This window comes from Methylobacterium sp. WL19 (genome assembly GCF_008040005.1).
In the GTDB taxonomy this organism is placed as follows: Bacteria; Pseudomonadota; Alphaproteobacteria; order Rhizobiales; family Beijerinckiaceae; genus Methylobacterium; species Methylobacterium bullatum.
Window position 1 is genome coordinate 1 of the sequence record NZ_VRVC01000076.1, and the last position, 24,820, is coordinate 24,820.

The 24,820-nt window shown below is 68.7% G+C and carries 21 protein-coding genes and 1 pseudogene; 11 read left to right on the plus strand and 11 right to left on the minus strand.

The window, feature by feature from the left end; translation table 11 throughout:
* Positions 1-218, plus strand: a pseudogene (locus tag FV220_RS15490) (histidine kinase); the annotation flags it as partial.
* A 141-nt stretch (positions 219-359) separates the two neighbouring features.
* On the plus strand, positions 360-935 hold the full coding sequence (locus FV220_RS15495; protein WP_018041862.1) for a PilZ domain-containing protein: 576 nt from the start codon (positions 360-362) through the stop codon (positions 933-935).
* A gap of 8 nt (positions 936-943) precedes the next feature.
* On the opposite strand, the gene FV220_RS15500 is transcribed toward FV220_RS15495, so the two are convergent.
* Positions 944-1,870 carry a LysR family transcriptional regulator gene (locus FV220_RS15500; protein ID WP_056147636.1) on the minus strand — a complete coding sequence of 309 codons (927 nt, stop codon included), beginning with the start codon at positions 1,868-1,870 and terminating at the stop codon, positions 944-946.
* Between the two features lie 129 nt (positions 1,871-1,999).
* On the opposite strand from FV220_RS15500, the gene FV220_RS15505 reads away from it, so the two are divergent.
* Both FV220_RS15505 and FV220_RS15510 read left to right on the plus strand, forming a co-directional pair.
* Complete coding sequence (locus tag FV220_RS15505; RefSeq protein ID WP_147832512.1) at positions 2,000-2,932, plus strand: ring-cleaving dioxygenase; 933 nt, start codon at positions 2,000-2,002, stop codon at positions 2,930-2,932.
* 56 nt (positions 2,933-2,988) lie between these two features.
* A complete protein-coding gene (locus FV220_RS15510) occupies positions 2,989-3,618 on the plus strand; it encodes an alpha/beta hydrolase (protein WP_018041865.1) in 630 nt (209 codons plus the stop codon).
* Here the strand turns inward: FV220_RS15510 and FV220_RS15515 are convergent.
* Positions 3,576-4,823 carry a glycosyltransferase family 4 protein gene (locus FV220_RS15515; RefSeq protein ID WP_147832513.1) on the minus strand — a complete coding sequence of 416 codons (1,248 nt, stop codon included), beginning with the start codon at positions 4,821-4,823 and terminating at the stop codon, positions 3,576-3,578. The two genes, FV220_RS15510 and FV220_RS15515, sit on opposite strands and share 43 nt — an antisense overlap.
* A gap of 23 nt (positions 4,824-4,846) precedes the next feature.
* On the minus strand, positions 4,847-5,662 hold the full coding sequence (locus FV220_RS15520; RefSeq protein WP_056147633.1) for a methyltransferase domain-containing protein: 816 nt from the start codon (positions 5,660-5,662) through the stop codon (positions 4,847-4,849).
* Between the two features lie 312 nt (positions 5,663-5,974).
* On the opposite strand from FV220_RS15520, the gene FV220_RS15525 reads away from it, so the two are divergent.
* Together FV220_RS15525 and FV220_RS15530 are read left to right on the plus strand one after the other, a co-directional pair.
* On the plus strand, positions 5,975-7,066 hold the full coding sequence (locus tag FV220_RS15525) for an adenylate/guanylate cyclase domain-containing protein (RefSeq protein ID WP_018041868.1): 1,092 nt from the start codon (positions 5,975-5,977) through the stop codon (positions 7,064-7,066).
* Positions 7,063-7,545, plus strand: coding sequence for a YaiI/YqxD family protein (locus FV220_RS15530; RefSeq protein WP_147832514.1), 483 nt, complete (start codon positions 7,063-7,065; stop codon positions 7,543-7,545). Before FV220_RS15525 ends, FV220_RS15530 begins: the two co-directional genes overlap by 4 nt.
* Before the next feature lie 45 nt (positions 7,546-7,590).
* Here FV220_RS15530 and FV220_RS15535 read toward each other — a convergent pair whose 3' ends face one another.
* A complete protein-coding gene (locus FV220_RS15535) occupies positions 7,591-8,538 on the minus strand; it encodes an HD domain-containing phosphohydrolase (protein ID WP_238254195.1) in 948 nt (315 codons plus the stop codon).
* A gap of 260 nt (positions 8,539-8,798) precedes the next feature.
* Entirely contained in the window at positions 8,799-10,106 is a 1,308-nt protein-coding gene (locus FV220_RS15540) for an NAD(P)/FAD-dependent oxidoreductase (RefSeq protein ID WP_147832515.1), read from the minus strand.
* 274 nt (positions 10,107-10,380) lie between these two features.
* Between FV220_RS15540 and FV220_RS15545 the strand changes: the two genes are divergently transcribed.
* Entirely contained in the window at positions 10,381-11,097 is a 717-nt protein-coding gene (locus FV220_RS15545) for a sulfate transporter family protein (RefSeq protein WP_147832516.1), read from the plus strand.
* Positions 11,098-11,109: 12 nt separating this feature from the next.
* Here the strand turns inward: FV220_RS15545 and FV220_RS15550 are convergent, their stop codons facing one another.
* Positions 11,110-12,267, minus strand: coding sequence for a complex I NDUFA9 subunit family protein (locus tag FV220_RS15550; RefSeq protein WP_018041873.1), 1,158 nt, complete (start codon positions 12,265-12,267; stop codon positions 11,110-11,112).
* A 538-nt stretch (positions 12,268-12,805) separates the two neighbouring features.
* Between FV220_RS15550 and sfnG the strand changes: the two genes are divergently transcribed.
* From sfnG to gltX, 3 genes are all read left to right on the plus strand, one after another.
* On the plus strand, positions 12,806-13,915 hold the full coding sequence (sfnG, locus tag FV220_RS15555; protein ID WP_018041874.1) for a dimethylsulfone monooxygenase SfnG: 1,110 nt from the start codon (positions 12,806-12,808) through the stop codon (positions 13,913-13,915).
* 167 nt (positions 13,916-14,082) lie between these two features.
* Positions 14,083-15,333 carry an SfnB family sulfur acquisition oxidoreductase gene (locus FV220_RS15560; RefSeq protein ID WP_147832517.1) on the plus strand — a complete coding sequence of 417 codons (1,251 nt, stop codon included), beginning with the start codon at positions 14,083-14,085 and terminating at the stop codon, positions 15,331-15,333.
* A gap of 73 nt (positions 15,334-15,406) precedes the next feature.
* A complete protein-coding gene (gene gltX, locus FV220_RS15565; protein WP_147832518.1) occupies positions 15,407-16,753 on the plus strand; it encodes a glutamate--tRNA ligase in 1,347 nt (448 codons plus the stop codon).
* A 221-nt stretch (positions 16,754-16,974) separates the two neighbouring features.
* Here the strand turns inward: gltX and FV220_RS15570 are convergent, their stop codons facing one another.
* The gene (locus tag FV220_RS15570) at positions 16,975-18,681 is read right to left on the minus strand and encodes a methyl-accepting chemotaxis protein (protein ID WP_147832519.1); all 1,707 of its coding nucleotides are present in this window, start codon (positions 18,679-18,681) and stop codon (positions 16,975-16,977) included.
* 358 nt (positions 18,682-19,039) lie between these two features.
* Positions 19,040-19,951 (minus strand): LysR family transcriptional regulator, encoded by a 912-nt coding sequence (locus tag FV220_RS15575; RefSeq protein ID WP_056147604.1) that lies wholly within the window; start codon positions 19,949-19,951, stop codon positions 19,040-19,042.
* Positions 19,952-20,071: 120 nt separating this feature from the next.
* Between FV220_RS15575 and FV220_RS15580 the strand changes: the two genes are divergently transcribed.
* Positions 20,072-20,932, plus strand: coding sequence for a DMT family transporter (locus FV220_RS15580; RefSeq protein WP_056248225.1), 861 nt, complete (start codon positions 20,072-20,074; stop codon positions 20,930-20,932).
* Between the two features lie 24 nt (positions 20,933-20,956).
* Here FV220_RS15580 and FV220_RS15585 read toward each other — a convergent pair whose 3' ends face one another.
* From FV220_RS15585 to FV220_RS15595, 3 genes are all read right to left on the minus strand, one after another.
* A complete protein-coding gene (locus tag FV220_RS15585; RefSeq protein ID WP_056248223.1) occupies positions 20,957-22,228 on the minus strand; it encodes a hemolysin family protein in 1,272 nt (423 codons plus the stop codon).
* 125 nt (positions 22,229-22,353) lie between these two features.
* Complete coding sequence (locus tag FV220_RS15590) at positions 22,354-23,583, minus strand: MFS transporter (RefSeq protein ID WP_056147591.1); 1,230 nt, start codon at positions 23,581-23,583, stop codon at positions 22,354-22,356.
* Positions 23,584-23,719: 136 nt separating this feature from the next.
* Positions 23,720-24,820 (minus strand): OmpA family protein (locus FV220_RS15595; RefSeq protein ID WP_246689471.1); only part of this gene is annotated, 1,101 nt, incomplete at its 5' end.

Here is a 24,820-nt window from a genome sequence, read left to right on the forward strand (position 1 = left end):
CGCAGGGCGAGGTCGCGGCCGGCGCCACCCCCGCCACCGAGGCCGAGCGAAGGGCACGCGACCGGGCCGACATCTCGGCCGCCCTCATCTTGAGCAAGGGCCGCGTCTTCGGGGCCGGAGGGGCGGCCGAACTGCTCGGCGTCAAGCCGACGACCCTCGCCTCCCGCATCAAAGTGCATGGCCTGACGGGGGTCGGCCGGTCGGGCGGCGGAGCCTGATCCGATCCGCCTCACTCGCCTTACGTGTAATGGCTGTGGACCGAGTTGTTGATGCAGGATATTGAATCGAATTCTCTTGATCGTGAAAGCTTCGCCTGAAGACTCGCCAGCATAGGAAGGCTCGACGCAACAAGGAATGCGATGAGCGACAGGCGGTCGGAGGCGCGATACAAGGTCATCCTGCCAGCTCTTTGCTGGGGGCGGCATCGGCAGAATTTCTATGCGGTCACCGACGATCTCTCCTCGGACGGAATTCGTTTCAAATCCTCGGTCGTGCCCGCCGTCGATGAGCGACTGACCTGCAGTATCCGCCATGCCGGATCTATCGAAGCCATCGTCGTGCGAGCGGAGACATCCGCCTTCGCCATACGGGTTCTGAGCGCCGACCATCCCCTCGGGCTCGTGGTGCAGAGCCTCCTCAGCGTCGCGAAATCGCAAAATCCCCCGCCCCTGGTGACGCGCGCCTTTCCGCGCATCGTGCCGGAAATCCAGGACGTGCTGGTCACGACCGAGGCCGGATCGATGCTGCCGGGCCGTGTCATCAACATCTCGGCATCGGGGGTCGCCGTCTCCATGGAGGAGCCCCTCGACGTCGGCACGCTGATCGTCATCGGCAGGACCAGAGCCAAGGTCGCCCGCCGGTTCGACAACGGCATCGGCGCGGCCTTCCTCTCGCCGCTCCACGCGGACGCGGTCGGCCCGCATGTCGTGCTCTGATCGCGGCCTCAGGGCTGTACGGCGGCGCCGTTCGACCAGGGGGCCGCCGCGAACCGGGCCGCCAGGAAGGCAATGAGTGCGAGGACGCGGGCGGGGCGCGGGTCGCCCGGCGGCGTGACCAGATGCAGGGCGATGGGCGGCAGGTCCCAACCGTGCAGCACCCGTTCGAGCCGCCCGGCCCGAAGATCCTCCCAGACCATGAAATCCGGCTGGACGGCGAGACCGAGCCCGGCGCGAAGGGCGGGGGTCAGGGCGTCGGCATTGTTGGCCCGCAGCGGCCCGGCAGGGACGATGGCCGCTTCCTCGCCCTCGCGGCTGGTGAAGATCCAGCGGTCCGGGCTCGGCAGGTAGGCGTAGCCGAGGCAGGGATGGCGGGCGAGGTCGCGCGGATGCTCCGGCCGGCCATGCCGGTCGAGATACTCCGGCGATGCCACGAGGGCGCGGTTCACGAGGCAGAGGCGCCGCGCCCGCAGGGAGGAATCCGCCAGCGCGGCGATGCGCAGGCCGATATCGAAGCCCCCGCCCACGAGATCGACCAACGCATCGCTGAGATGGAGATCCACCGAGACTTCCGGATACTGGCCCAGGAAATCCGGAAGGATCGGGGCGACGTGGAGAATCCCGAACGACATGGGGGCGGCGAGCCTCACCATGCCGCGCGGAACCGATGACGAGGCCGTGGCCTGGGCTTCCGCCGCTTCACCCTCCGCGAGGATGCGCGCGGCCCCCTCCCGCGCCGCATGGCCAAGTTCCGTCAGGGCGATCTTGCGTGAGGTCCGATGGAACAGGCGACCGCCGATCCGGCCTTCGAGGCGGGTGATCGCCTTGGAGACCGTGGCCTTCGACAGGCCGAGTTCATCCGCCGCCCGCCCGAACGCACCCGTCTCCGCGACTTTGGCGAAGATTGCCCAGGCTTCGAAATCCGGCAGTTTCATAGGCGCAGTTCCAGAAACGATAGGTTTCCATCGTTTCTGTTTTCATGCGGCATGCCAAGCCCCAGATTGTCGTCATCACGAAGCGGCGCGGTGGTCATCCACCGGCCAGCGCGTCCGGGAGACACGACCATGTCCGATAACGGCCTGCACCACGTCACCGCCTATGCCGGCGACATCCAGCGCAACCTCGATTTCTACCGGCGCGTCCTCGGCCTGCGCCTGGTGAAGAAGACCGTCAATTTCGACGATCCCTCGACCTATCACCTCTATTACGGCGACGAGGCCGGACGGCCCGGCACGATCCTGACGTTCTTTCCCGTCGCCCATGCCGCGCGGGGACGGGTCGGGATCGGCGAGACGCAGGAGACCGCCTTCCGCGTTCCCCGCGCCTCCATCGGCTGGTGGACTCACAGGCTGATCGAGAAGGGCGTCGACCATGACGCCCTGGTTCAGCTCTTCGGCGAGCCGGTCCTCCGCCTGCGCGATCCCGACGGGATGGTGCTGGCCCTGGTCGGGGTCGACGACGCCACCGAGGGGGCGTCTTCCCGGACCGGTGCCGAGGTTCCGGCCGAGCACGCCATCCGGGGCTTCCACGGCGTCACCCTGCTCCTCAAAGAGGCGGAGCCGACGGCGCGGATCCTCACCGGGGTGTTCGGCTTCTCCGAGGCCGGACGCGACGGGGCGATGACCCGCTACGCCAATGGCGGTGCTCTCGGCGGGTTCGTCACCCTCCGGGCGGTGGGCGAGTTCCTGCGCGGCCGGCCCGGAGCCGGCTCGGTCCATCACATCGCCTTCCGGGCGAAGGACGATGCCGAGCAGGCCGCCATGGTGGCCGATCTCACCGGCACCCACGGACTGCAGGTGACCGAGCAGCGCGACCGCGCCTATTTCCGCTCGGTCTACTTCCGCGAGCCCGGCGGCGTGCTGTTCGAGATCGCCACCGACATCCCGGGCTTTGCCGTCGACGAGCCGGCCGAGGCCCTGGGCGAGGCGCTCAAGCTCCCCGCCTTCCTCGAGGCGCACCGCGCGCGGATCGAGGAGGTTCTCCCCACCATCGCCTGAAAGGGCCGCCCCTTCGCGAGGAGGGGCGGTTCCCACGCACTCTTCGCGAGGCCGTCATGACCAAGCTGTCCTTCACTCACCGTTTCGAGCCCGCGACCGTGGCCGGCTCCCCTCCGCTCCTGCTGCTCCACGGCACCGGCGGCGACGAAAGCGACCTGCTGCCCCTGGGTCGCGCCGTCTCGCCGGGCTCCGCCCTGCTGTCGCCGCGCGGACCCGTCCCGGAGAACGGCATGCCGCGCTTCTTCCGGCGTCTCGCCGAGGGGGTCTTCGACGAGGCCGACCTCCGGCGCCGTGCACGGGAGCTCGCGGATTTCATCGCGGAGGCCCGTGAGGCTTACGGCATCGCCGCACCGGTGGCGCTCGGCTTCTCCAACGGCGCCAACATCGCCGCCGCCCTTCTCCTGCTCCATCCGGGCGTGCTGGCGGGAGCGGCGCTGCTCCGGCCGATGATGCCGCTGGCGGAACCGCCCGTTCCCGACCTGACCGGCACGCCCGTGCTGATGCTGTCGGGCATGGCCGATCCGATCGTGCCGGCCGAGAACGCCGCGCGTCTCGCCGGAATCCTCGGCCGGGCCGGGGCGGATGTGGCGCACGACATCCAGCCGGCGGGGCACGGGCTCGGCCAGGCCGACGTCACGGCGGTTCAGGCGTGGATGGCCCGGATGGTCGAGGGGGAGCGCGCGTAAGCGAGGCTGCTTCGGTAGACCGCCTCGATCCCGTCGAGATGCCGGTCGAGGGTCAGCGGATCGGCCCAGAACAGGTCGTAGGCCGCATCCGACATCCGGCGCGCCTCCGCGTCGTCGGAAAGACGCATGAGGGCGGCGGCGAGGGAATCTGGTTTGCCGGACGCGAACCAGAGACCGTTGACGCCGTCCTCCACCGCTTCCCGCCCGGCGCAGATGTCGCTGACGATCACCGGCGTCCCCGCCGCCAGGGATTCGAGCACGGTGAGGGGCTGGCCCTCGTACCAGACCGAGGGGAAGACGAGGGCGCGGGCCGCGCGCATGAGCGCCTTGACCTCGGCCGGGTTCTTCCAGCCGAGGAAGCGGGCCTCCGGATAGTCCGACTCCAGCTGCGCCCGCTGCGGGCCGTCGCCGATGAAGACGGCCGTCTGCCCGGCGAGGCGGGCGGCCTCGGCGAAGACGTTCGCGCCCTTCTCGGGCGAGACCCGCCCGACGAAGACGATGTCGCCCAGCGGCCGATCCGCCTTCCGCCCGAGGGGCTCCGCGTCGACCGGGTTCGAGACCTCGAAATAGCGCGTCCGTTTCGGCAGGTAGGGGGCGAGAACGGTCTTCTGCAGCCGGCTGATGGTGATGACGGTGGCCGCGCTGCCCACCAGCCCCGACCCCCGCATCAACGCATGACGGCCGACCCGCATCAGTTTGCGGGCGTAGCTCCGGGAATCGCAATTGTAGGCGATGCAGGCGGGCGAGAGCGGGGTCCGGTGGCAGGCGGCCGAGATCGGGTAATCGTAGAAGCCGCCATTGGGGCAGGCGAGATAGTATTCGTGCATGGTGAACACCACCGGCACCCTCGTCGCCTTCAGCACCGGTCCGATGGAGGGCGACAGGGCCTTGGCCCAGCCATGGACGTGGACGACGCTGTCTTCCGGATCGTAGCCGGAGAGGAGCGCTTGGAGGCGGAGCGCCGCCGGCCGGTTCCAGAGCCATTGCACGCCGAAACTGGCGAGCGAGGTGGTGAGCGCCACGTCGGTCTGGCCAAGCACGATCACCGCGATGTCGGCGGCCGCGAGACGCGGATCGGCCGGGCCGACGGCTGCGAAGAACACGACCCGATGGCCACGCCCGGCGAGGCCCAGCGCGCTCTCGATGGCGACCTTCGCCTGCCCGCCGTTGATGAAGGCGTGATCGGCGACGATGATGACATTCATGACCGCATCGGACCGGGTGATGGTCATTTACGGGCGATGACGAAGGCGAAGCTCGTGAAGGTCCGCCAGTCCCGGCTCCGGGCGAGGCGGGTGAACGCGTCGTCGATCTGGCGCAGGCCGGGCAGCTTGTGGAAGTAGCTGTAGCCGTAGAACGGCAGCACGACGATCTCGCGAAAGCCGATCTCCTTCAGGAGCGGCACGATCACCGCCTCGCTGCCCCGGCAGTAATTGTAATGCGCCGGGAATTTCGGGTTGCCGCCATCGTCCCTGCGGTCCGGGAACAGGGTGTGGAGCACGGCGCGCGACAGGGCCTCCGGCATGAGCTGGTTGGCGACGAAGGGCGGGGCGAACAGGGTGGGAAAGAAGCTCAATGCCGCGCCGCCCGGCGCGAGGAGGCCATGGATGTTGCGCCACATCTGCGCCACGTCCGGCACATGCTCCATCACCATCGAGCAATAGGCGAAGTCGAACCGGTTGCGGCCGATGGCGTCGATGGTGGAGGGCGAGGCGATGTCGCAGCAGAGTTTCGCGAATTCGGGCGGCGCGAGGTCGAGCTCCTTCTGCGAGATGTCGTTGATCGTCACCTTGATGCCATGCCGGACCAGTTCCGGGGGCTGGAAGACCGGGTCGCGCCCGCCGCCGATCTCGAGATGGTCGCGAAGGCCGTACTCGTTGGTGAGGGCGACGATCGTGTTCTTGTAGTTCTCCCAGCTCCAGTTCCAGTCGGGCGAATAGCCGAGGTCGCGCGCGATGGCGCGGATGTCGCGCGGGGCGACCAGCGGGCGTATGGCCGGCGTCCCGGAAGCGGTCGGGTCTGAGTTCGCACTGGTCATGCTCATCGCGATGCGCGCCTTCTGAAGCGGTTGAGCCGCATTGCAGCGGTGAGGTCTGCCTGTCTGACAACGAGCCTAAAGCGTACCCGGTTACGGAGATCTCACGGTCTTCCGGGCGGTCAATGAATTTCGAGGGCAGGCTTAACGGCCCATGGCCTTAATCGCGCCATCATGGACCGTTGTTCAGGGTGGGCCGGTCGTCTCGGCGCGGTTCCTCGTCCGCGCCCTCCGACGATGGCCTTCCGAAGGATGCCACGCCTTGCTTCTCCCCGCGCGACGCCATCGTCTTCGTGACGAGCCAGACCGGGGTGGTGTCTGATGCTGCCGCCGCACCGCTGGTTCTGGATCCTCATTCTCGTCGCCTGCAGCGGCGCCGGGCTCCTCTACGACCTGCTGTTCGCCAACGGTGCCTCGCCGCTGGCCGGGGTGATCTATGGCCTCGCGGTGGGGTCGACCACCCTCGCCTTCGACCGTGGACTGATCTTCGGCGGCCTTCAGGCGCGCCTGCGCCAGTTGCCGGCCAAGATCTACGTGCTCACGGCCGAGCTCGCCTATGTCCTGATGATCGCCAGCGGCATCGCGCTCGGCGGCCTCGTCGTCTGGGCACTCGGCCTGACCGGGGACGCGCTCAGGGACGCCGTCAAGATCACCCCGCGGGTCCTCGCCTATTCGCTGGCGGTGTCGGCGATGCTCGTCTTCGTCATCCGCATGCGCGATCTCATCGGCGGCGAGGTGTTCGTGAACTTCCTCGTCGGCCGCTATCATCGGCCGGTGCGCGAGGACCGCATCTTCCTCTTCCTCGACGTCGTCGGCTCCACCGCCTTCGCCGAGACCCATGGCGACCTCAAGGCCCAGGCCTATCTCGGCGCGGTCTTCGCCGCCCTCGCCGAGCCCGTGCGCCGCAATCACGGCTCCACCGACGATTACATCGGCGACATGGCCATGATCACCTGGCCGATGGAGCGGGGCCTCAAGGACGCCCGCTGCGTCGCCTGCGTGTTCGACGTCCTCGACAGGATCGAGGCCGAGGCAGCGGCCTGGCAAGCCCGTTTCGGTGTGGTGCCCCGCCTGCGGGCGGCGCTGCATGGCGGCTCCATCGTCACGGCGGAAGTCGGGGTCGACCGGCACAAGATCGCGTATTTCGGCGACACGGTGAACGTGACCTCGCGGATCGAGGCCCTGTGCCGGCCCCTGGGCACCGAGATCCTGATCTCGGATGATCTCCTCGCACGCCTGCCGCGCCTGCCCGAGGGTATTCATGCCCGCTCGCTCGGCGCCCATGCCCTGCGCGGCCGGGGCCAGCCCCTCGCGGTCTCGACCCTGGAGCGCACGGCTCCGGCGCTCGAGGTGAGCGAGGGCGGACGGACCGTGACCGCGCCCTCGGCCGTGCCCTTGGCGGCGTCCGCATGAACGAGCCGGCCGCCGACCGTTCGATCGTCGTCTTCATCGATGCCGATGCCTGCCCGGTGAAGGACGAGACCTACCGGGTCGCCGGCCGCTACGGCCTGCATGTCTACGTGGTGGCGAACAGCTTCATCACCCTGCCGCGCGAGCCCTGGATCGAGCGCGTCGTCGTCAGCGACGGTTTCGACGCCGCCGACGACTGGATCGCGGAACGGGCGAGACCGGGTTCGGTCGTCGTCACCTCGGACGTGCCGCTCGCCAGCCGCTGCGTGAAGGCGGGCGCCGAGGTCCTGGCACCCAACGGAAAGCCCTTCAGCGAGAGCGGGATCGGTCTCGCTCTGGCCACCCGCAACCTGATGCAGGATCTGCGCGAGGCGGGCACGGTCACGGGCGGCCCGCGACCCTTCTCGGCGCGGGACCGCTCCGCCTATCTCGGCGCGCTGGATCGGACCGTGATGCGGCTCAAGCGAGGCGGCTTCGGCTGACCTTCGCCCTGTCCCGAGCCGCGTCCGGGATCCGTTTCGGCGTCGTCACGAGCCGTTCCCCATGGCCTCGCCGAAGGACTGGACCAGCCTGTCCTCCAGCCGACCCTTCATGTCCGAGAGGATCGCCATGGCGACGGCGTTCGGCATGGCCGGCTTGTAGGCGCGTTTCTCGGTCAGCGCCGAGTAGATGTCGCAGATCGTCATCAGCCGCACGGTATCGCCGATGGAATCCCCGCTGAGGCGGTCGGGATAGCCCGAACCGTCGAGCATCTCGTGGTGATGCCGAACCGCGCCGAGGGTGAGGGCATCGCAGCCGGACTCCTTCAGCTTCTCGTAGCCGATGACCGGATGCGTGCGCATGATCGCCATCTCGCCATCGTCGAGCCGGCCAGGCTTGTTGAGGATCTCCAGCGGAATCCGGGCTTTCCCGATGTCGTGGAGCAAGGCGGCGCGGACGAAGTGATGGCGGTCGCTGGCCGAGAAGCCGAGGTGAAGCGAGAACTTGGCGGCCACGCCCGCCACCAGCAGGCAATGCTGGTAGGTGGCGTCGTCATGCGTCCAGACCCGGTCGAGCCAACGGGTCAACCCACCTTCGCGAACCGCCGCGATGATCGGTTCGAGGCTGGCATCGACCCGCGTCAGGGAGACCGGATCGTTCGACCGCGCCACGTCGAACAGGCGGGTCAGGACTTCGGTGGCCCGAGCCACGCCGCGCTCGATGCTCCGGGCCGGCCTCTCGGCGCGGTCCTGGATCACCTGCGTCATCATCGTGCGGGCGACCATGACGGGGTTCGTCAGAGCCGAGAGGCAGCAGGTCGCACCGAGATTCCTGGCATTGCGCATGCCGATCTCGCTCATGTTCCGAAGGAGGCAGATGACGGGAACGTCCGCGATCCTCAACCGCGCGAAGGCCCGGCGCATGGCGGAGGCGGCGTCGCGCCGGTCGAGGGTCACATCCGACACCGCACCGATGGGCACCGACTTCAAGTCCATTGCCGCATCGAATCTCATGACCTTGCAGTCCGCCACGAGGCTCAGCTCGTGTCGCAACAATTCACTGCTGTCGGGCCGATCCGTTATAAGGAGTACTGTCCCATCTAGCATTCGCGCAACGCCCGAAATCCCACCGATACCCACAGAGACAACCTATGTTGCAAAAGTGGAGAGAAAATTAATTGCATCCTCAAGTGTAAATTCGAGAGTACAAATGAACCTGTTGGTTAGAAAAACTACATTTCTACCAAAGGGCGATCTCAAAAAATTTGAGTTGCAACCTCCGTGCCCGCTCTCATGCCCTCTTGATAGGCGCCTCCGGCGGTTCCCCATTGCAGGCGCGACAGCGCCTCTCCGGCGAACCAGATCTTGTCCGCCAGCGGGGCCTGAAGCTGTCCGCGTGCCGGCGCATGTCCGGGTGGGACCACGGCCCATGAGCCGAGCGACCAGGGGTCGTGGCGCCATTCGCTGATCGCCGGAATGGCAAGATCGTGCAGGGCGCGGTGACCGAGATGCTCCGCCAAGACGGCGCGGACCAGTCGGCGAGTGGTATCCGGGTGCCGGTCCCGTGCGTCGAGGGCCCGGATCATCGGCGTGTCGAGCTCGAAGAAGTGGAACGGCGTCCCGTCCACCCGGGTGAGCAGTCCGGGGGGCTTGTGGCGTCCGCCGACCAGGGCGGCGAGGCGGTCGCGACCGAGGAAGGGCGCGGAGGGCCAGTGCAGCACGGCGTGCTCGTAGATCCCGCTGGAGAATCCATCGATGGCCGCGCGCGTCTCCGGCGGCAGGGAAGGGGTGAAGAACGGCGCGGCGCGCAGCACCATCATCGGGATCGTGACGATCACCGCCTTGGCCCGCCGCACCGATCCGTCCGCCGTTTCGACGGTGACGCCCGTCCCCGACCAGTCGATGCGCACCACCGGCGAGTTCAGCGCGATGGGCAGCCCCTGCGCCAGGCGGGCGAGATAGCCGCCGAAGCCGCCGGCGATGAAACGGTTGTCGCCGTATTCCATGCTGGGAAAATCATGGAGTGAGACGTCCGTCAGGGGGCGACCCGACACGAGGCCGTGGACGAGGGCGATGCGCTCGGCCCAGGGGCCGAGGCCGGGCGGGAGCGCGCTCGAAGCCGGGCGGTCGGGGCCGCCGAACCCGGCCTGGGTGGTCAGGGCGCGATCGGCCACCGAGAAGGCGCGGGCATGGGCGGCGGCCTCGGCCGGGCGCCCCTTCCGCCCCGATACGAACAGATGCCCCTCCTGCGCGGCGATCCTCAAGGGTTCGCCCCGAATCTCGCCCAGGCGCACCAGCGGGTTGATCGGGCCGGCATGGAGCCAGTGCCCGCCGAGATCCACCGGATGGCCCCGCAGCATCGTGGTGATCAGCCGTCCGCCGACCCTGTCGCGCGCCTCCAGCACGGCCACGGAGATGCCGCGTTCCGTGAGGGTCCGCGCCGCGGCGATCCCGGCGGCACCCGCGCCGACGACGATCACATCTGCGTGGTCGGGCAGAGGCGCGAGGCGCGGGGCGATGCTCGGCCGGAAATGCGCGTGGGCGGGACGGGATGTCGGGATCATGCGGTGGGCAGGCATCCGGGAAGGCGGGTCGTGAAGGGCCGAGGGCCGGTAGAGTGACCCGCGATTCTCTACCGACGGTTACGGGAGAAGGGATCGCACGTCCTCAAACGTCGCCGATCTCTTGCAGGAACGCGCGGCAGCGGCAAAAAGGTTCAGCGCGGCACGGCCGGCCGGGGTTGCGCCGCAACGCCGGCGCCGCCAGAACCCGGCGCTGACGGCGGCTCTCGGACGGGGGCTCGCCCGCCCTCGCGCGGAACTCAAGGATTCGGGCGCCATGCTCATTCAGGCGGCCTTCGCTGCGGTCAAGCAGGTGCTCTCGCCGCCCCTGCGCGCCATCCTGTGGAAGTCGCTGGCCCTGACCCTCGGGCTCCTCGTCCTGATCTGGGCCGGCCTCACCAAGGCGATCGACTGGTTTCTGGCCAACCATCACCTGTCGGCGAGCTACCCGTTCCTCGATACCCTGGCGGTGTTCTTCGCCGGCGCCGGCCTGTTCATCGGCCTCGCCTACGTCATGCCGGCGGTCTCGATCCTGGTGGCGGGCTATTTCCTCGACGATGCCGCCGCCATCGTGGAGCGCACCGACTTTCCCCAAGACGCGCCGGGCACGGCTCTGCCGATCGAGTCGGCGATGCTCTACGCCCTGCGCTTCGCGGGCCTCGCCCTGTTGGTGAACCTCGTGGCGCTGATCCTGTTCTTCGTGCCGGGCGTGAACCTCGTGGCGTTCTTCCTCGCCAACACCTACCTCCTCGGGCGCGAGTATTTCGAACTCGCCGCCGGGCGCTTCCGGCCCATGCAGGAAGCGGGCGCCATGCGCCGGCATTTCGGCCTGACCACCATGACCGCCGGCGCCATGCTGGCGGGCCTGATGGTGGTCCCCGTCCTCAACCTGCTGACGCCGCTCTTCGGCATCGCCCTGATGGTCCATGTCCACAAGGGGTTGAGCCGCAAGGCCGCCCTGGCCGGACCGGATGTGCGCAAGCGGATCGGTTGATCGCGGCCCGCCTCAGCCCCGCGTCCCCCACCGCACGCCCATCCGGCTCGGGGCCGTCGCGTCGGGGCCGATCGGAGGACCGCTCGGGCGTGTGACCGGCGGGGATGACGGCTCCGCCGCCTCCTCTTCGGAGATGGTGATCGTCTCCTTGGCGAACTGGCCTGCCTTGCGGAAGGTCCAGAGATAACCCGGCACGACGGCCGCCATGGCGGTGGGCAGGATGCCGAGGCCGTCGAGGGTCCGCCCCTCGGCCTTGGCCGCCTCCGAGACCACGTTGTCGGTCTGGAGCAAGGTGACCTGGTCGCGCGTGAGCTTGAGGCTGTCCGGCAGAAGGCCGAGGCTCAGGGTGTCCACGGTCTCGATCACACGGGCCTGCAGCATGGCGAGGGGCTTGGGCAGGTCGACCACGAGGCGGCGGCGCATGGTGGTCTTGAGCATGTAGCGAACGAGGGCGTCGAGGGTCTCGATTTCGGGACCGCCGAGTTCGAACACCCGGCCCGCCTCGGCCTGTCCGTCCACCGCGCGGGCGACCGCCTCGGCCACGTCGCCGACGAAGACCGGCTGGAAGCGCGTGCCGGCGCCGGCCAGGGGCAGGACCGGGAGCACGCGGGCGAGCGACGCGAAGCGGTTGAAGAAGCTGTCGCCGGGGCCGAAGACCAGGGAGGGGCGCAGGATCACCGAGCGGGGCTGGGCCGCCAGGACGTTCGCCTCGCCCAAGGCCTTGGAGCGGGCGTATTCGGACCCGGACGTCTCGTCCGCCCCGATGGCCGAGACGTGGACGACCGGCGCGCCGACGCTGGCCGCCGCGCGAGCGATCTCGCCCGCCCCCTCGGCCTGGAGGCCCAGGAAGCTCTGCTTGCCGCTCTCCTGCAGGATGCCCACGAGGTTCACCACCACGTCGGCACCCTCCACCGCCCGGGCGATGGAGTCGGGGTAGCGCAGGTTCGCCTGGACGGCGACGATCTGCCCGACCTTGCCCAGCGGCTGCAGGAAGAGCGCGAGGTCGGGGCGGCGGACGGCGACGCGGATGCGATAGCCGCGCTTGGCCAGCGCCCGCACCACATGGCGCCCGAGGAAGCCGGAGCCGCCGAAGACGGTGACGAGCTGCGATGACGGACGCGGCAAGGACGGTCCGGCGAAAGGAGAGGTCGAAGCGTCGAAGCCGGTCATCGCCTGGGTTCCACCTGTCATCCGAGATGCCCCGCCATGCCCCGTTCGGGGCGGGGCCGAGCCCGTATCCGTCACCATCGAGCGTCTCTCACACGACTCCCCTGCGCAATCGTGCTCCGCGCGAGAAACGACCGTGACCGGGAGTGTGTGAAGCCCTCCGAGTGCGGGGATTACCATCGCTGGCGCATCGATAGCTAGGGCCGTTTGCCGCCGTGCGGGAGGCTCCGGTGACCGGGAAAGGTCGACGCCCGGGAAAATCTCGCGGACCGGCCCGTCCGAGATGCCGCGCCCCCGCCGATCCCGGTCCTGCCGGAACGCGATCGTGTCGTTCGAGGCCGGTTTGCCGGAAGATTGTCCCGACATGGCGCAAGAAAAAGTATTTCTCTTCCTTTGACTATGCCCCGTCTTCGTAAGACATTCGGCACACCAAAGCTACAGCGCAATCTTAACTTCGTCGTGTGCTTGATATCATAATGTATTCACTTGCGGTCGCGCCGTCGACTGGGCCGCACGATGTCTCGAATTCGCGGATAGATGCATGACTCTCCCGAACCATTTCGCCCCGGAGCCGATCCGTTTCGCCTATTGGGTGCCCAACGTGTCCGGCGGCCTCGTCATCAGCAAGATCGAGCAGCGCACCAGCTGGGATGCCGACTACAACCGCAAGCTCGCCCAGATCGCGGAGGCGGCGGGGTTCGACTACGCCCTGACGCAGATTCGCTTCACCGCCGGCTACGGCGCCGAGTTCCAGCACGAATCGGTGGCGTTCAGCCACGCCCTGCTGGCGGTGACCACGAAGCTCAAGGTCATCGCCGCGCTCCTGCCCGGCCCATGGAACCCGACCATCGCCGCCAAGCAGATCGCCACGATCAGCCAGCTCACCAACGGGCGCATCGCCATCAACGTCGTGTCGGGCTGGTTCTCCGGCGAGTTCCGCGCCATCGGCGAGCCCTGGCTCGACCATGACGAGCGTTATCGCCGCTCCGAGGAGTTCATCCGCTCCCTGCGCGGGATCTGGACCCAGGACGACTTCACCTTCCGCGGCGATTTCTACCGCTACACCAACTACACCCTGAAGCCGAAGCCGGCCGACCCGCAGCCCGAGATCTTCCAGGGCGGCTCCTCCCGCGCCGCGCGCGACATGGCGGCCCGCGTCTCCGATTGGTACTTCACCAACGGCAACACGCCGGAGGGCATCCGGGCGCAGGTGGACGACATCCAGGCCAAGGCCTCGGCCAACGGGCATTCGGTGAAAGTCGGCGTCAACGCCTTCGTCATCGCCCGCGACACCGAGGAGGAGGCCCGCGCGGTCCTTCAGGAGATCATCGACAACGCCGATCCCGATGCCGTGAAGGCCTTCGGCCACGAGGTGAAGAACGCCGGCAAGGCCTCCCCGGAAGGGGAGGGCAACTGGGCGAAATCGAGCTTCGAGGACCTCGTCCAGTACAATGACGGCTTCAAGACCAACCTGATCGGCACGCCCGACCAGATCGCCGAGCGCATCGTCGCCCTGAAGGATGCCGGCGTCGACCTCGCGCTCCTCGCCTTCCTGCATTTCCAGGAGGACGTCGCTTATTTCGGTGCCCACATCATCCCGAAGGTGAGGGCGCTGGAGGCCGCGCGCGAGCGCCGGGCCGAGGCCGCCTGAGCTGACGCAACGCTCCTCCCTCCCCCTTGTGGGGAGGGATCGAGGGTGGGGGTGGTGCCGGATATGGCGCGACATCTTCGGGGCCACCCCCACCTCCAACTCCTCCCCACAAGGGGGAGGAGAGTGCGCGAGCCGCCGCGCGACACCCTTCGACTTCGGAGCCATCCATGAACATCGCCGTCAGCGCCCAGTCGCTCGAAACCGCCCGGGGCGCGCCGCCGGTTCCCCGTCCGGCATCCCCCGCCCATGTCATCCGCGACGATGCCGAGGCGATCCGCGTCGCCCATGGCCTCGCCAGGGAGTTCCGCGAGGGCGCGTCCGAACGCGACCGGACCAACCGGCGGCCCTATGCCGAGCTCGACGCGTTCTCGCAGAGCGGGCTCTGGTCGATCAACGTGCCCAAGGCCTTCGGCGGGCCGGAGGTGTCCTACAAGACCCTGGCGCAGGTCGTGGCGATCATCTCGGCCGCCGACCCCTCGATCGGCCAGATCTCTCAGAACCATCTCGGCATCGTGGCGGCGATCCGCACGGTGTCCGACCCCGATCAGCAGGCGCTGCTGTTCGGCGAGGTCCTGAAGGGCACCCGCTTCGGCAACGCCTTCTCGGAGATCGGCACCCCGCGCGCCACCGACTTCAAGACCCATTTCGTCGATGACGGCGACCACGTCATCGTGCGCGGCAAGAAGTTCTATTCCACGGGGGCATTGCTCGCCCATCTCGTCCCCATCGTCGCCCTCGATGGCGAGGGCCGCGCCTGGTACGCCATCGCCGACAGGGGCGCGCCCGGCCTCACCGTCATCGACGACTGGTCCGCTTTCGGCCAGCGGACGACGGCGAGCGGCACCGTCCTCATCGACGACGTCCGGGTGCCCAAGACCCATCTCGTGCCGGCCTGGAAGGGCTACGAGCAGCCACGCTCGGACGGCGCCGTGTTCCAGATCATCCAGGCGGCGGTGGATGCCGGCATCGCCCGCGAGGCCATCGACGACACCATCGCGTTCGTGCGCACCAAGACCCGCCCCTGGGTCGATAGCGGCCAGGACCGTGCCTCCGACGACCCCTACACGATCCAGGCCATCGGCGAGCTGACGATCCGGCTCCATGCGGCCGAGGCCATCCTCGACAGGGCCGGCCTCGCGCTGGACGAGGCGGTGGCCAACCCGAGCGCGGAGACGGTCGCCGCCGCCCAGCTCGCCGTGGCCGAATCGAAGGTGCTCACCACCGAGATCGCCGTGCAGGCGAGCAGCAAGCTGTTCGAGCTCGCCGGCACCCGCTCGACGCTCGCCGAGAGCAACCTCGACCGGCACTGGCGCAACGCCCGCACCCACACCCTCCATGACCCGGTGCGCTGGAAATACGCGATCATCGGCAACCACGCCCTCAACGGCGTGAACCCGCCGTTCCACGCCTGGAGCTGACGGGCCCGTCTGAACTGACAGTCTCTCGGGGCCGACAGTCCCCAGACACTCGAAAATCGGCTAGAGGGCGGGCATGACATCTGCCCCCCTCGTCCGCTTCGCTCCCTCGCCCACGGGCTTCCTCCATATCGGCAACGCCCGCCCGGCGCTGCTGAACGCCCTGTTCGCGCGGGCGCGCGGCGGGCGTTTCCTGCTGCGCCTCGACGACACCGATCGGGAGCGATCGACGGAGGAATTCGCCAAAGCCATCGAGGAGGACCTCGCCTGGCTCGGCATCGTGCCCGATCTCTTCGCCCGCCAGTCGGACCGCTCCGCCATCCACGATGCGGCGGCCGAGCGCCTGAAGGCGGCGGGCCGGCTCTATCCCTGCTACGAGACGCAGGAGGAGCTCGAGCGTCGCCGCCGGCGGCAACTCGGACGGGGCCAGCCGCCGATCTACGACCGGGCGGCGCTCGGCCTCAGCGATGACGAGCGCGCGGCTTTGGAGGCCGAGGGGCGCACGCCGCATTGGCGCTTCAAGCTCGATGCCCGCACGGTCGCCTGGGACGATCTCGTGCGCGGGCCGGCGCATGTGGATTGCGCCTCCCTCTCGGACCCGGTGCTGATCCGCGCCGATGGCAGCTACCTCTACACGCTGCCCTCCGTGGTGGACGATGCCGAGATGGGGATCACCCATGTGATCCGCGGCGAGGACCACGTCACCAATACCGGCGTGCAGGTGCAGATCTTCGAGGCCCTGGATCAGCCGGTGCCGATCTTCGGCCACCACAACCTGCTCACCACCGCCGACGGCGAAGGCCTGTCGAAGCGGCTCGGCCACCTCTCGCTGAGGGGCCTGCGCGAGGCGGGCTACGAGCCCGGCGCCGTGCGCTCGCTCGCCGTGCTCACCGGCTCGGCCGAGGCGGTGCGCGCGGTGCCGGGCCTCGACGACCTCGCCGCCCTGGTCGATCTCTCCCACATCTCGCGGGCGCCGGCGAAGTTCGACCCGCAGGAACTCGACGGGCTCAATGCTCGCCTGATCCACGCCATGCCCTATGACGAGGCGCGCGAACGCCTCCTCGCCCTGGGCATCCCGGAGGCACGCGCGGAGGCGTTCTGGGCGGTGATCCAGCCCAACCTCACCAAGGTCGGGGACGCCGCCGAATGGTGGCGGATCGTGGCCGGGCAGGTGACGCCGGTCATCGCGGATGCGGGCTTCGCCGCCGCCGCCCTGGACGTGCTGCCGCCCGAGCCCTGGGACGGCCAGACCTGGAAGGCCTGGACCAATGCGGTGAAGGAGCGGACCGGCGCCAAGGGCAAGGCCCTGTTCATGCCCCTCCGCCTCGCGGTGACAGGGCTGGAGCACGGGCCGGACCTCTCGGGCCTGCTGCCCCTCATCGGCCGGGACATCGTGGCGGCGCGGCTCGGCGGTCGAGGCTGACAGATTCGGCCCGAAAAGCGGATCCCGCTTCTCAGACCAAGCGGCGCTGATCCCGGCCGATGGTCGTCCTCATCGTCGGCCGGTCTCGGACCGATGCCGGTCGGCCTCATACCCCCTCCGGTCGATCGCTTCGGTCAGTATGGCCGGAGCAGGCTCCCTCTCCTTCCAAAGAGAGGGGACCCGCACTCGCCGGACACCGAATGCAGCGGCCGGAGACGGCCTCAGGCCGCTCTTACGCTGGCGAGGAAGCGGCGCACCTCGACGTTCAGGTGCTCGGATTGGCGAGAGAGCTCGCCCGCCGAGCCGAGCACCTGGGATGCGGCTGCCCCCGTCTCTTCGGCGGCCCCCGCGACGCCCGAGATGTTGCTCGTCACTTCGCTCGTTCCCGTCGCGGCCTGGGCGACGTTGCGGACGATCTCCTGGGTCGCGGCCCCCTGCTGCTCCACCGCCGCGGCGATGGTGGTCGCCACCGAATCGATCTCGCGGATGCGGGACGTGATGGAGGCGATGGCCGACACCGCCTCGCCGGTGGCACCCTGGATCTGGGCGATCTGGCTGGAGATCTCGTCCGTGGCCCGCGCTGTCTGGCTGGCCAGTTCCTTCACCTCCGTGGCCACCACGGCGAAGCCTCGGCCGGCCTCTCCCGCGCGTGCTGCCTCGATGGTGGCATTGAGGGCGAGAAGGTTGGTCTGCGCGGCGATGTTCGAGATCAGTCCGACGACGTCGCCGACGCGGGAGGCCGCCTGGGACAGGGCCTGCACCAGGGCCGCCGTCCGGTCGGCCTCCGTCACGGCGCCCTGGGCGAGATCGGCCGACCCGCTGACCTGCCGTCCGATCTCCTGCACGGAGACGCCGAGCTCCTCCTCCGCCGCGGCCACGGTGTTGACGTTGGTGGCGGCTTCCTCGGCGGCGGCCGCCACGGTCATGGATTGGCTCGCCGTCTGCGTGGCGGTGGAGGTCATGGTCTGGGCGGTGGCCTGGAGTTCGGTGGCTGAGGCCGACACCATCTCGATGATGCCGCCCACGGCGCCTTCGAAGCTGTCGGCCATCGCGACCATCGTGCGCTTCCGTTCCGCCTGTGCGGCGTCGTCGGCGATGCGCCGGATGTCGGCTTCCTCGGCGGCTTTCCGGGCGACCATGGCCTTGATCTCTTCCACGGCCTTGCCCACGGCGCCGATCTCGTCGCCGCGCTTGGCCTCCTCGATCTCGGCGTCGATGTCGCCCTGCGCCATCCGCTGCAGGACCGAAACGAGATGGCCCAGCGGGCGGGTGATGCCGAACGTGACGATGAGGCCGGCCAGGATCGCGGCGGCGGTGAGGCCGATGGCCGCGATGGCGATCAGGCGCTGGATGGTGTCGGCGACCTCGGCTTCCAGTGCTCGCTTTCCCGCCTGCATTTCCTCCGTGATTCGCTGGGTGCGCTGCTCGATGAACGCGTTCAGCTTCGTCCGTGCCGGCTGGCCTTCCTGCTGCACGACCTGCAGCGCCTTGGCGATCTCGTTCTCCAGAGCGAGCGCCGTCGCACGATGCAGGATGACGAAATACGCTTCGGCCATTTGCCGGACATCCTGGCCGATCTTGCGACGTTCGGGGGTTTCGGCCAGGAGGATCAGCCTGTCGATATGCTCGATCGTCGTCTTGGCGGCCTGTTCATACCGTGTCTTGTGATCGATAATCTTTTCGGGCTGCTTCTCCAGCAGGATGTTGCGGCTCAGGAGGGCCGCTTCCGCGAGTTTGAACTGAGCCCGCAGATAAGTCTCCTGGCGGACTGTGAGAACGTCGGCATAATATTTTGTCTGTTCGGCGACGCTGTTCAGGGCCGTGCGCGAATAGGCCACCAGCCCAACCGCCATCAGTCCCATCAGTCCCATCAGGGCCAGCGGGATGGCGATCTTCAGCATCACGCTGGCTTGCCTGACGACCTTCATCTCGAACCCCGGATTGATATGCGCTCAGGCGCAGCAGAATGCGAAGAAGGGTTACAAGAGATCGTCTAAAGATAAGCTTAAGTGCGCATGTGTGGGCAATCGATCTGTCGCCGGCCATTGCGATCAAGCAAGTGCGGAGGAAGGACTGCTTAAACAGGCAGGATCGTGCCGGATGTCAAGACAGAGATGTGTCGTGACTTGAATCTGACACGAGAGATCTTGTCGTTCGGGCGAACGTCACCGAGCTAAGCTCTCGATATGGGGTCGCTCATGGGGGAGCCTGCAAGGAGGCGAAGCGTTCCGTCGCGCCGAGTGTCTTCAGCCCGGTGGCTCCGTCCCGATCCGGCGCGGCTCGGGTTCAGTCGCCTCCGCCCGCCGCCTTCGGCAAGAGCGCGTCCCGTTCCCGGAGGAGATGTCCCACGAGCCGTTCCGCCGCCTGGCCCGGCGGTCGGCCCGCCGGGCGGATCAGCATCGTCTCGATGGGCAGGCGCGGCCGGAACGGTCGCAGCACGATGGGTAGGTTCGCGAGCGCGCGGGCGGGAAGGGGATCGACGATGGCGATACCGAGCCCTTCGGCCACGAGGCCGCAGCGCGCGGACGTATATTGCGCCATGAGGCCGAAGCGCGGGACGATGCCGGCCGCCGCGAAGGCCGCCTCGATCGCCTGCTGGAACACCCCGGTTCCGCCCGCGATCAGGGGCTCGTCGGCGAGATCGCTCACCCCGATCGCCCGCCTGGCCGCGAGGGAATGCCCCCGGGGCAGGGCGCAGACCGCATCGATGGCGAGGAAGGGCTCGCAGATCACGCCCGCATAGCCGGAGCGGGGCCGCACCAGGCCGAGATCGCATTGACCGGAGGCGGCCCAGGACCAGATCGTCTCCGGCGCCGGCACATGGACTGCGACCCGGATGCCCGGTGATTCCTCGCTCAACCGCCGGATCGCCCGCGGCAGCAGCCGTGAGGCCAGGGATGGTTGGCAGGCGATGCGCAGCGGCCCCGTGCCGAGGTCGCGGATCTGGCGGGCCGCCTGGGACAGGTGGTCGAGCCCCGCATAGGTCCGCTCCACCTCGCGGGCGAAAGCCTCACCCTCCTGCGTCGGCAGAGCGCTGCCATGGCCGCGCACGAACAGCGCGAAGCCGAGATCGGCCTCGAGCTGCGCCATCGCGCGGCTGACATGGGGTTGCCCGATGCCGAGGGCGGCAGCGGCCCGCGTCATCCCGCCATGGCGGAGGACGGCGCGAAAAAGATCGAGATGGGCCGGGTTCATCATGCCTGTTTCGCATGGACAGCGACGGGTCAAGCATTTGACGGCATGAGTGCCGGATGGTTGTCAAGGTGTCCGCGCCGAGACCTCTCCGGTTTGGCGGTCCGATCGGGGTGGGACGAAGCGATGCAACGGATCACGGCGGGATGGGGCAGCGGCCTTCTGGGCGTCATCATCTTCAGCGCCTCGCTGCCGGCGACGCGGGTGGCGGTCGGCGGTTTTACGCCCCTCTTCCTGACCTCGGCGCGCGCGGTGATCGCCGCCCTGCTCGGCGCGGCGATGCTGTTCGCCCTGCGGCAGAAGCGTCCCGAAAGATCCGATCTCGCGCCGCTGGCCATCGTGGGCCTAGGTGTCGTCGTCGGTTTCCCTCTCCTGACGGCGCTGGCGCTCCAGCACATCACGTCGGCTCATTCCATCGTGTTCATCGGCCTGCTTCCGCTCGCCACCGCCATCTTCGGCGTGATCCGGGGCGGAGAGCGTCCAAGCCCGGCCTTCTGGCTGTTCTCCGGCATCGGCAGTCTCACGGTGGCGGGCTTCGCGCTGTTCCAAAGCGGGGGCGGCTCGCTCACGGGCGACCTCCTGATGGTGGCCGCGATCGTGCTCTGCGGCCTCGGCTACGCGGAGGGCGCGACCCTGTCGCGCCGGCTCGGGGGATGGCAGGTGATCTCCTGGGCCCTGGCTCTGTCCCTGCCGCTCATGGCCGCCATCGCCCTCGTGAACCTGCCCCCGGCCTGGGGCGGCATCGGCTTGCCGGCCTGGATCGGCCTCGCCTATGTCTCGGTCTTCAGCATGCTGGTGGGGTTCGTGTTCTGGTATCGCGGGCTGGCCCTGGGCGGGATCGCCGGCGTCGGGCAGCTCCAACTGCTGCAACCGTTCTTCGGCCTGGCTCTCGCGGGCCTGCTGCTCCACGAGCCCGTGGCCCCGAGCATGCTGGCCGTCACCGGCCTCGTGGTTCTCTGTGTGGCGGGGGCCAAGCGCTATGCCTGAGGGTGTCCGCTTCCCGGGGGAAGCTCAAGCGATCCGCGACACCAGGATCTTGTCCACCCGGCGCCCGTCGAGATCCACCACCTCGAAGCGCCAGCCGGCGATGTCGCAGGTCTCGCCGGTCTCCGGCAGGCGCTGCAGCTTGGCGATGACGAGGCCGGCGGCGGTCTCGTAGTCGCGGCTCGATTCGAGCTTGATGCCGAGCTGGTCGGCCATCTCGTCCACCGGCATCCAGCCGGCGATGAGCCAGGACCCGTCCTGGCGCTGCACCGCCTCGGGTTCCGAATCCTCCGAATGGAACGCGCCCGCGATGGCGTCGAGGATGTCGGCCGGGGTCACGAGCCCGTCGAAATGGCCATACTCGTCGTGGACGAGCGCCATCGGAACGTCGGCCGCCTGAAGGGCCGTGAGCGCGTCGAGGGCGTCGAGGGTGTCGGGGAGCACCGGGGCGCTGCGGATATAGGCGCGCAGGTCGAACCGTTCGTTCTCGATGAGCGCTTTGACCAGTTCGCGCACCTGCACGACGCCGAGCATGTTGTCCGGGTTGCCCTCGCCGACCGGGATGCGCGAATGCGGGCTCGAGACCAGCATGGCGCGGATCTCCTCCGGCTCTTTGTCGAGGTCGATCCAGTGGACGTCGGTGCGCGGGGTCATGACACCGCGCACGGCGCGGTCGCCGAGGCGCAGCACGCCGGCGATCATCTTGCGCTCGTCGGTCTCGATCACCCCCGCCGTCTCGGCCTCCGCCACGATGGTGCGGATCTCCTCTTCGGTCACCGCGCTGGCGCTGGAGGCTTCCTGGCCGAACAGCCGGAACACCGCGCGGGTCGAGGCGTCGAGGAGCCAGACCGCCGGAAGCGCGATCCGCGAGATCAGCCGCATCGGCCGGGCGACGAAACAGGCGATGCCCTCAGGGTCGCGCAGGGCCACGTGCTTGGGCACGAGTTCGCCGATGATCACCGACAGATAGGTGATGATGGCGATGACGATCCCGTAGCCGAGGGGATCGGCCACGGGTTTCGACAGGCCCGCCTCGAACAGGATCTCGGTGAGGCGTTCGCCGAGCGCCGCGCCGGAGACGGCGCCGGACAGGATGCCGACGAGGGTGATGCCGATCTGGACGGCGGAGAGGAAACGTCCCGGATCTTCGGCGAGGGTGAGGGCGGCCTCGGCGCCGGGCCGGCGCGCCTCCACCATCATCCGCAGCCGGGACTTCCGCGACGAGACGACGGCGAGTTCGGACAGCGCGAAGGCCCCGTTGAGGGCGATCAGGGCGACGGCGACGGCGAGCTCGAACACGTTCGGTTCCGTAAGCCGGAGCCGCTTGGACCAAGCGTGCCGGACTTCCTAGTTTGCGGCGATCGCTCGCCTGTCGCTCCGGTGAGCGACGACGAGCGCCTAGATGGGCTGTCGAACCGGGCTGGTCAACGGTCGGGGTCGGACGATGGACCCGGAACGAGGGGGGGCAGGCGCGAAAGTCGGAGCGCGATGGCCAGCGCGAGACCGTAGAGGGCGCCGAAGAAGGCGACGACCCCCGACCATCCCGCATGTTCGAAGAACCAGCCCCCGGCCGTGCCGAGCACCGACGAGCCGAGGTAATACAGGCACAGATAGACCGAGGAGGCCTGCGCCCGGTCGCGCAGGGCGCGCCGCCCGATCCAGGAACTCGCCACCGAATGGGCGCCGAAGAAGCTCACCGTGACCACGACGATCCCCGCGATGATGAGGGGAAGGCGCTCGGACAGGGTCATGAGGATGCCGACGAGGCCGAGCAGGATCGCGAGCCATAGCACCCGGCGCCGCCCGAGCCGGCTCGCGATCTCGCCCGTCACCGCCGAGCTGAACGTGCCGGCGAGATAGACCACGAAGATCGCGCCGATGGCCGACTGGCTGAGGTTGTAGGGCGGATCGAGCAGGCGGAAGCCCACGTAATTGTAGACGCTGACGAAGCCGCCCATGAGCAGGAACGCTTCGGCGAAGAGCCAGGGCAGGCCGGGATCGCGGAAATGCTGGCCGAACGTACCCGGCACCTGACGCCAGCGCATCGGGTTGGCGAGAAAGCGCCGCGACGGCGGCAGGCCGCGCCAGAACAGGATGGCGGCGACGAGCGCCAGGATTCCGATGGTGCCGAGACCCACGCGCCAGGAGGCATGATCGGTGATGATGCCGGCGATCAGGCGCCCGACCATGCCGCCCATGGCGTTGCCGCCAATGAGGAGCCCCATGGACAGGCCGATGGCGCGGGAATCCATCTCCTCGCTGAGATAGGCCATGGCGACCGCCGGCAGGCCGCTCGCGGCCAACCCCGTGAGCGCGCGCAACGCCAGGAAGCCGTGCCAGCTCGGCACGATCACGGCGATGAGGGTGAGGATCGCCGAGGCGAAGAGGGAGGCGACCATGATCGGCTTGCGCCCCCACACCTCGGAGAGCGGGCTGACCACGAGGAGCGCCAGGGCCAGCATCGCGCAGGGGAGCGACAGCGACAGGCTGCTCTCCGCCGGCGAGACATGGAACTCGTCGGCGAAGACCGGCATCAGCGGCTGGACGCCGTAGAGCACGGCGAAGGTGGAGAAGCCTGCGGCGAACAGAGCGAGGGTGGTCCGACGAAAGATCGGCGTCCCGGCCGTGATCAGGCGGTCGCTCTCCTCGGCCATGGTCGCCGGTCTCCTCGATGTCGCGCGCTCGCGGGAGTGTTGCAGAAGCACGGAACGACGCGGGCCGCACCCCTCTTTCGAGACATGCGGCCCGTGACGTCACGACAATGCGGCCAAGCCGGCTTACTTGCCCGGCTTACTTGGGCGGAGCTTCCGCAGCCTCGCCCTGCTGCTGGATCAGCGGGGTGATGCGGCGCACCGTGACCCGGCGGTTCTCGCGCGAGGCCTCCTGAGTGTTCACCTTCAGGGATTGCTCGCCGTAGCCCTGGGTGGTGAGGTTCTCCGGGGGCACCTGGAAGTTCTGGCTGAGCACCGTCGCCACCGACTGGGCGCGGCGATCCGAGAGCGACAGGTTGTCGACCTCGCTGCCCACCGCATCGGTGTAGCCCTCGATGAGGAACACTTCCTGCGGGTTGGCCTTCACCGCCTGGTTGATGGCCGCCGCGATGTTGCCGAGCCGCGAGGCCTGATCGGGTGTCACGTCGAACGATCCGGTATCGAAGGTGATGGTGTCGATGTCGACGCTGCGCATCCGTGCCCGCAGCTGCGGGCTGTAGCGCACCTGATCGAGGGTGTAGCGGCGGTCCACCGCCACCACCGGCGGGGCGGACAGTGCCTCGTAGACCTGCCGCTCGTCGGCGCCCTCGTAATTCACCACGTAGCGGTCGCGGGGGATGCGGATGTCCGGCGGCGGCAGGTCGATCACGTCCTCGTAGATCGGACGCTGGGGACCGCCGAAGCCGTTGTCGATGATCACGACCTCGCGGCCGTCGCGGAAGCGGCGCGAACGGCGCACGAGGCGGCCGTCATCGTCCACCACGGTGACGATCTGGATGCCGCCCGGACGGTCGAGATAGGTGATCGTGTCGCCGCCGCGGCGCTCGCTGCGGTAGGCGCCGCGGTCGAGATAGCGGAAGCGCTCGTTCTCGTCGTGCCGGATGAAGTAATTGTCGCGATCCCGCACGATGATGCGGCCGGGCTCGCGGATATAGGTGCGTCCGCCTTCGTTGAACTCACGCCGGTCACGACGGACCTCGTCGTAGCTGCGCACGTCGTTGCCGCGGAAGCCGCCCTCGACATAGCCGGGCCGGCCCGGACGGTTGAAGACGTCGCGGCGGTCCCGCTCGTCCTTGCGCTCGAACGCCTCGCGGCGTTCGCGGTCGCGTCGTTCGATCTCGCCACGCCGCTCGGTGTCGCCCGCCGCCGGGCGGTTGGCGCCGCCGGGCCGGTTGTCATC

Coding starts and splice junctions, on each gene's coding strand:
- gltX (WP_147832518.1), top strand. CDS start 15,407: ATGACATCTGCCCCCCTCGTCCGCTTCGCTCCCTCGCCCACGGGCTTC.
- FV220_RS15535 (WP_238254195.1), bottom strand. CDS start 8,538: ATGGACTTGAAGTCGGTGCCCATCGGTGCGGTGTCGGATGTGACCCTC.
- FV220_RS15570 (WP_147832519.1), bottom strand. CDS start 18,681: ATGAAGGTCGTCAGGCAAGCCAGCGTGATGCTGAAGATCGCCATCCCG.
- FV220_RS15520 (WP_056147633.1), bottom strand. CDS start 5,662: ATGAGCATGACCAGTGCGAACTCAGACCCGACCGCTTCCGGGACGCCG.
- FV220_RS15510 (WP_018041865.1), top strand. CDS start 2,989: ATGACCAAGCTGTCCTTCACTCACCGTTTCGAGCCCGCGACCGTGGCC.
- FV220_RS15560 (WP_147832517.1), top strand. CDS start 14,083: ATGAACATCGCCGTCAGCGCCCAGTCGCTCGAAACCGCCCGGGGCGCG.
- FV220_RS15580 (WP_056248225.1), top strand. CDS start 20,072: ATGCAACGGATCACGGCGGGATGGGGCAGCGGCCTTCTGGGCGTCATC.
- FV220_RS15500 (WP_056147636.1), bottom strand. CDS start 1,870: ATGAAACTGCCGGATTTCGAAGCCTGGGCAATCTTCGCCAAAGTCGCG.
- FV220_RS15495 (WP_018041862.1), top strand. CDS start 360: ATGAGCGACAGGCGGTCGGAGGCGCGATACAAGGTCATCCTGCCAGCT.
- FV220_RS15550 (WP_018041873.1), bottom strand. CDS start 12,267: ATGACCGGCTTCGACGCTTCGACCTCTCCTTTCGCCGGACCGTCCTTG.
- sfnG (WP_018041874.1), top strand. CDS start 12,806: ATGACTCTCCCGAACCATTTCGCCCCGGAGCCGATCCGTTTCGCCTAT.
- FV220_RS15540 (WP_147832515.1), bottom strand. CDS start 10,106: ATGATCCCGACATCCCGTCCCGCCCACGCGCATTTCCGGCCGAGCATC.
- FV220_RS15590 (WP_056147591.1), bottom strand. CDS start 23,583: ATGGCCGAGGAGAGCGACCGCCTGATCACGGCCGGGACGCCGATCTTT.
- FV220_RS15530 (WP_147832514.1), top strand. CDS start 7,063: ATGAACGAGCCGGCCGCCGACCGTTCGATCGTCGTCTTCATCGATGCC.
- FV220_RS15515 (WP_147832513.1), bottom strand. CDS start 4,823: ATGAATGTCATCATCGTCGCCGATCACGCCTTCATCAACGGCGGGCAG.
- FV220_RS15525 (WP_018041868.1), top strand. CDS start 5,975: ATGCTGCCGCCGCACCGCTGGTTCTGGATCCTCATTCTCGTCGCCTGC.
- FV220_RS15575 (WP_056147604.1), bottom strand. CDS start 19,951: ATGATGAACCCGGCCCATCTCGATCTTTTTCGCGCCGTCCTCCGCCAT.
- FV220_RS15505 (WP_147832512.1), top strand. CDS start 2,000: ATGTCCGATAACGGCCTGCACCACGTCACCGCCTATGCCGGCGACATC.
- FV220_RS15545 (WP_147832516.1), top strand. CDS start 10,381: ATGCTCATTCAGGCGGCCTTCGCTGCGGTCAAGCAGGTGCTCTCGCCG.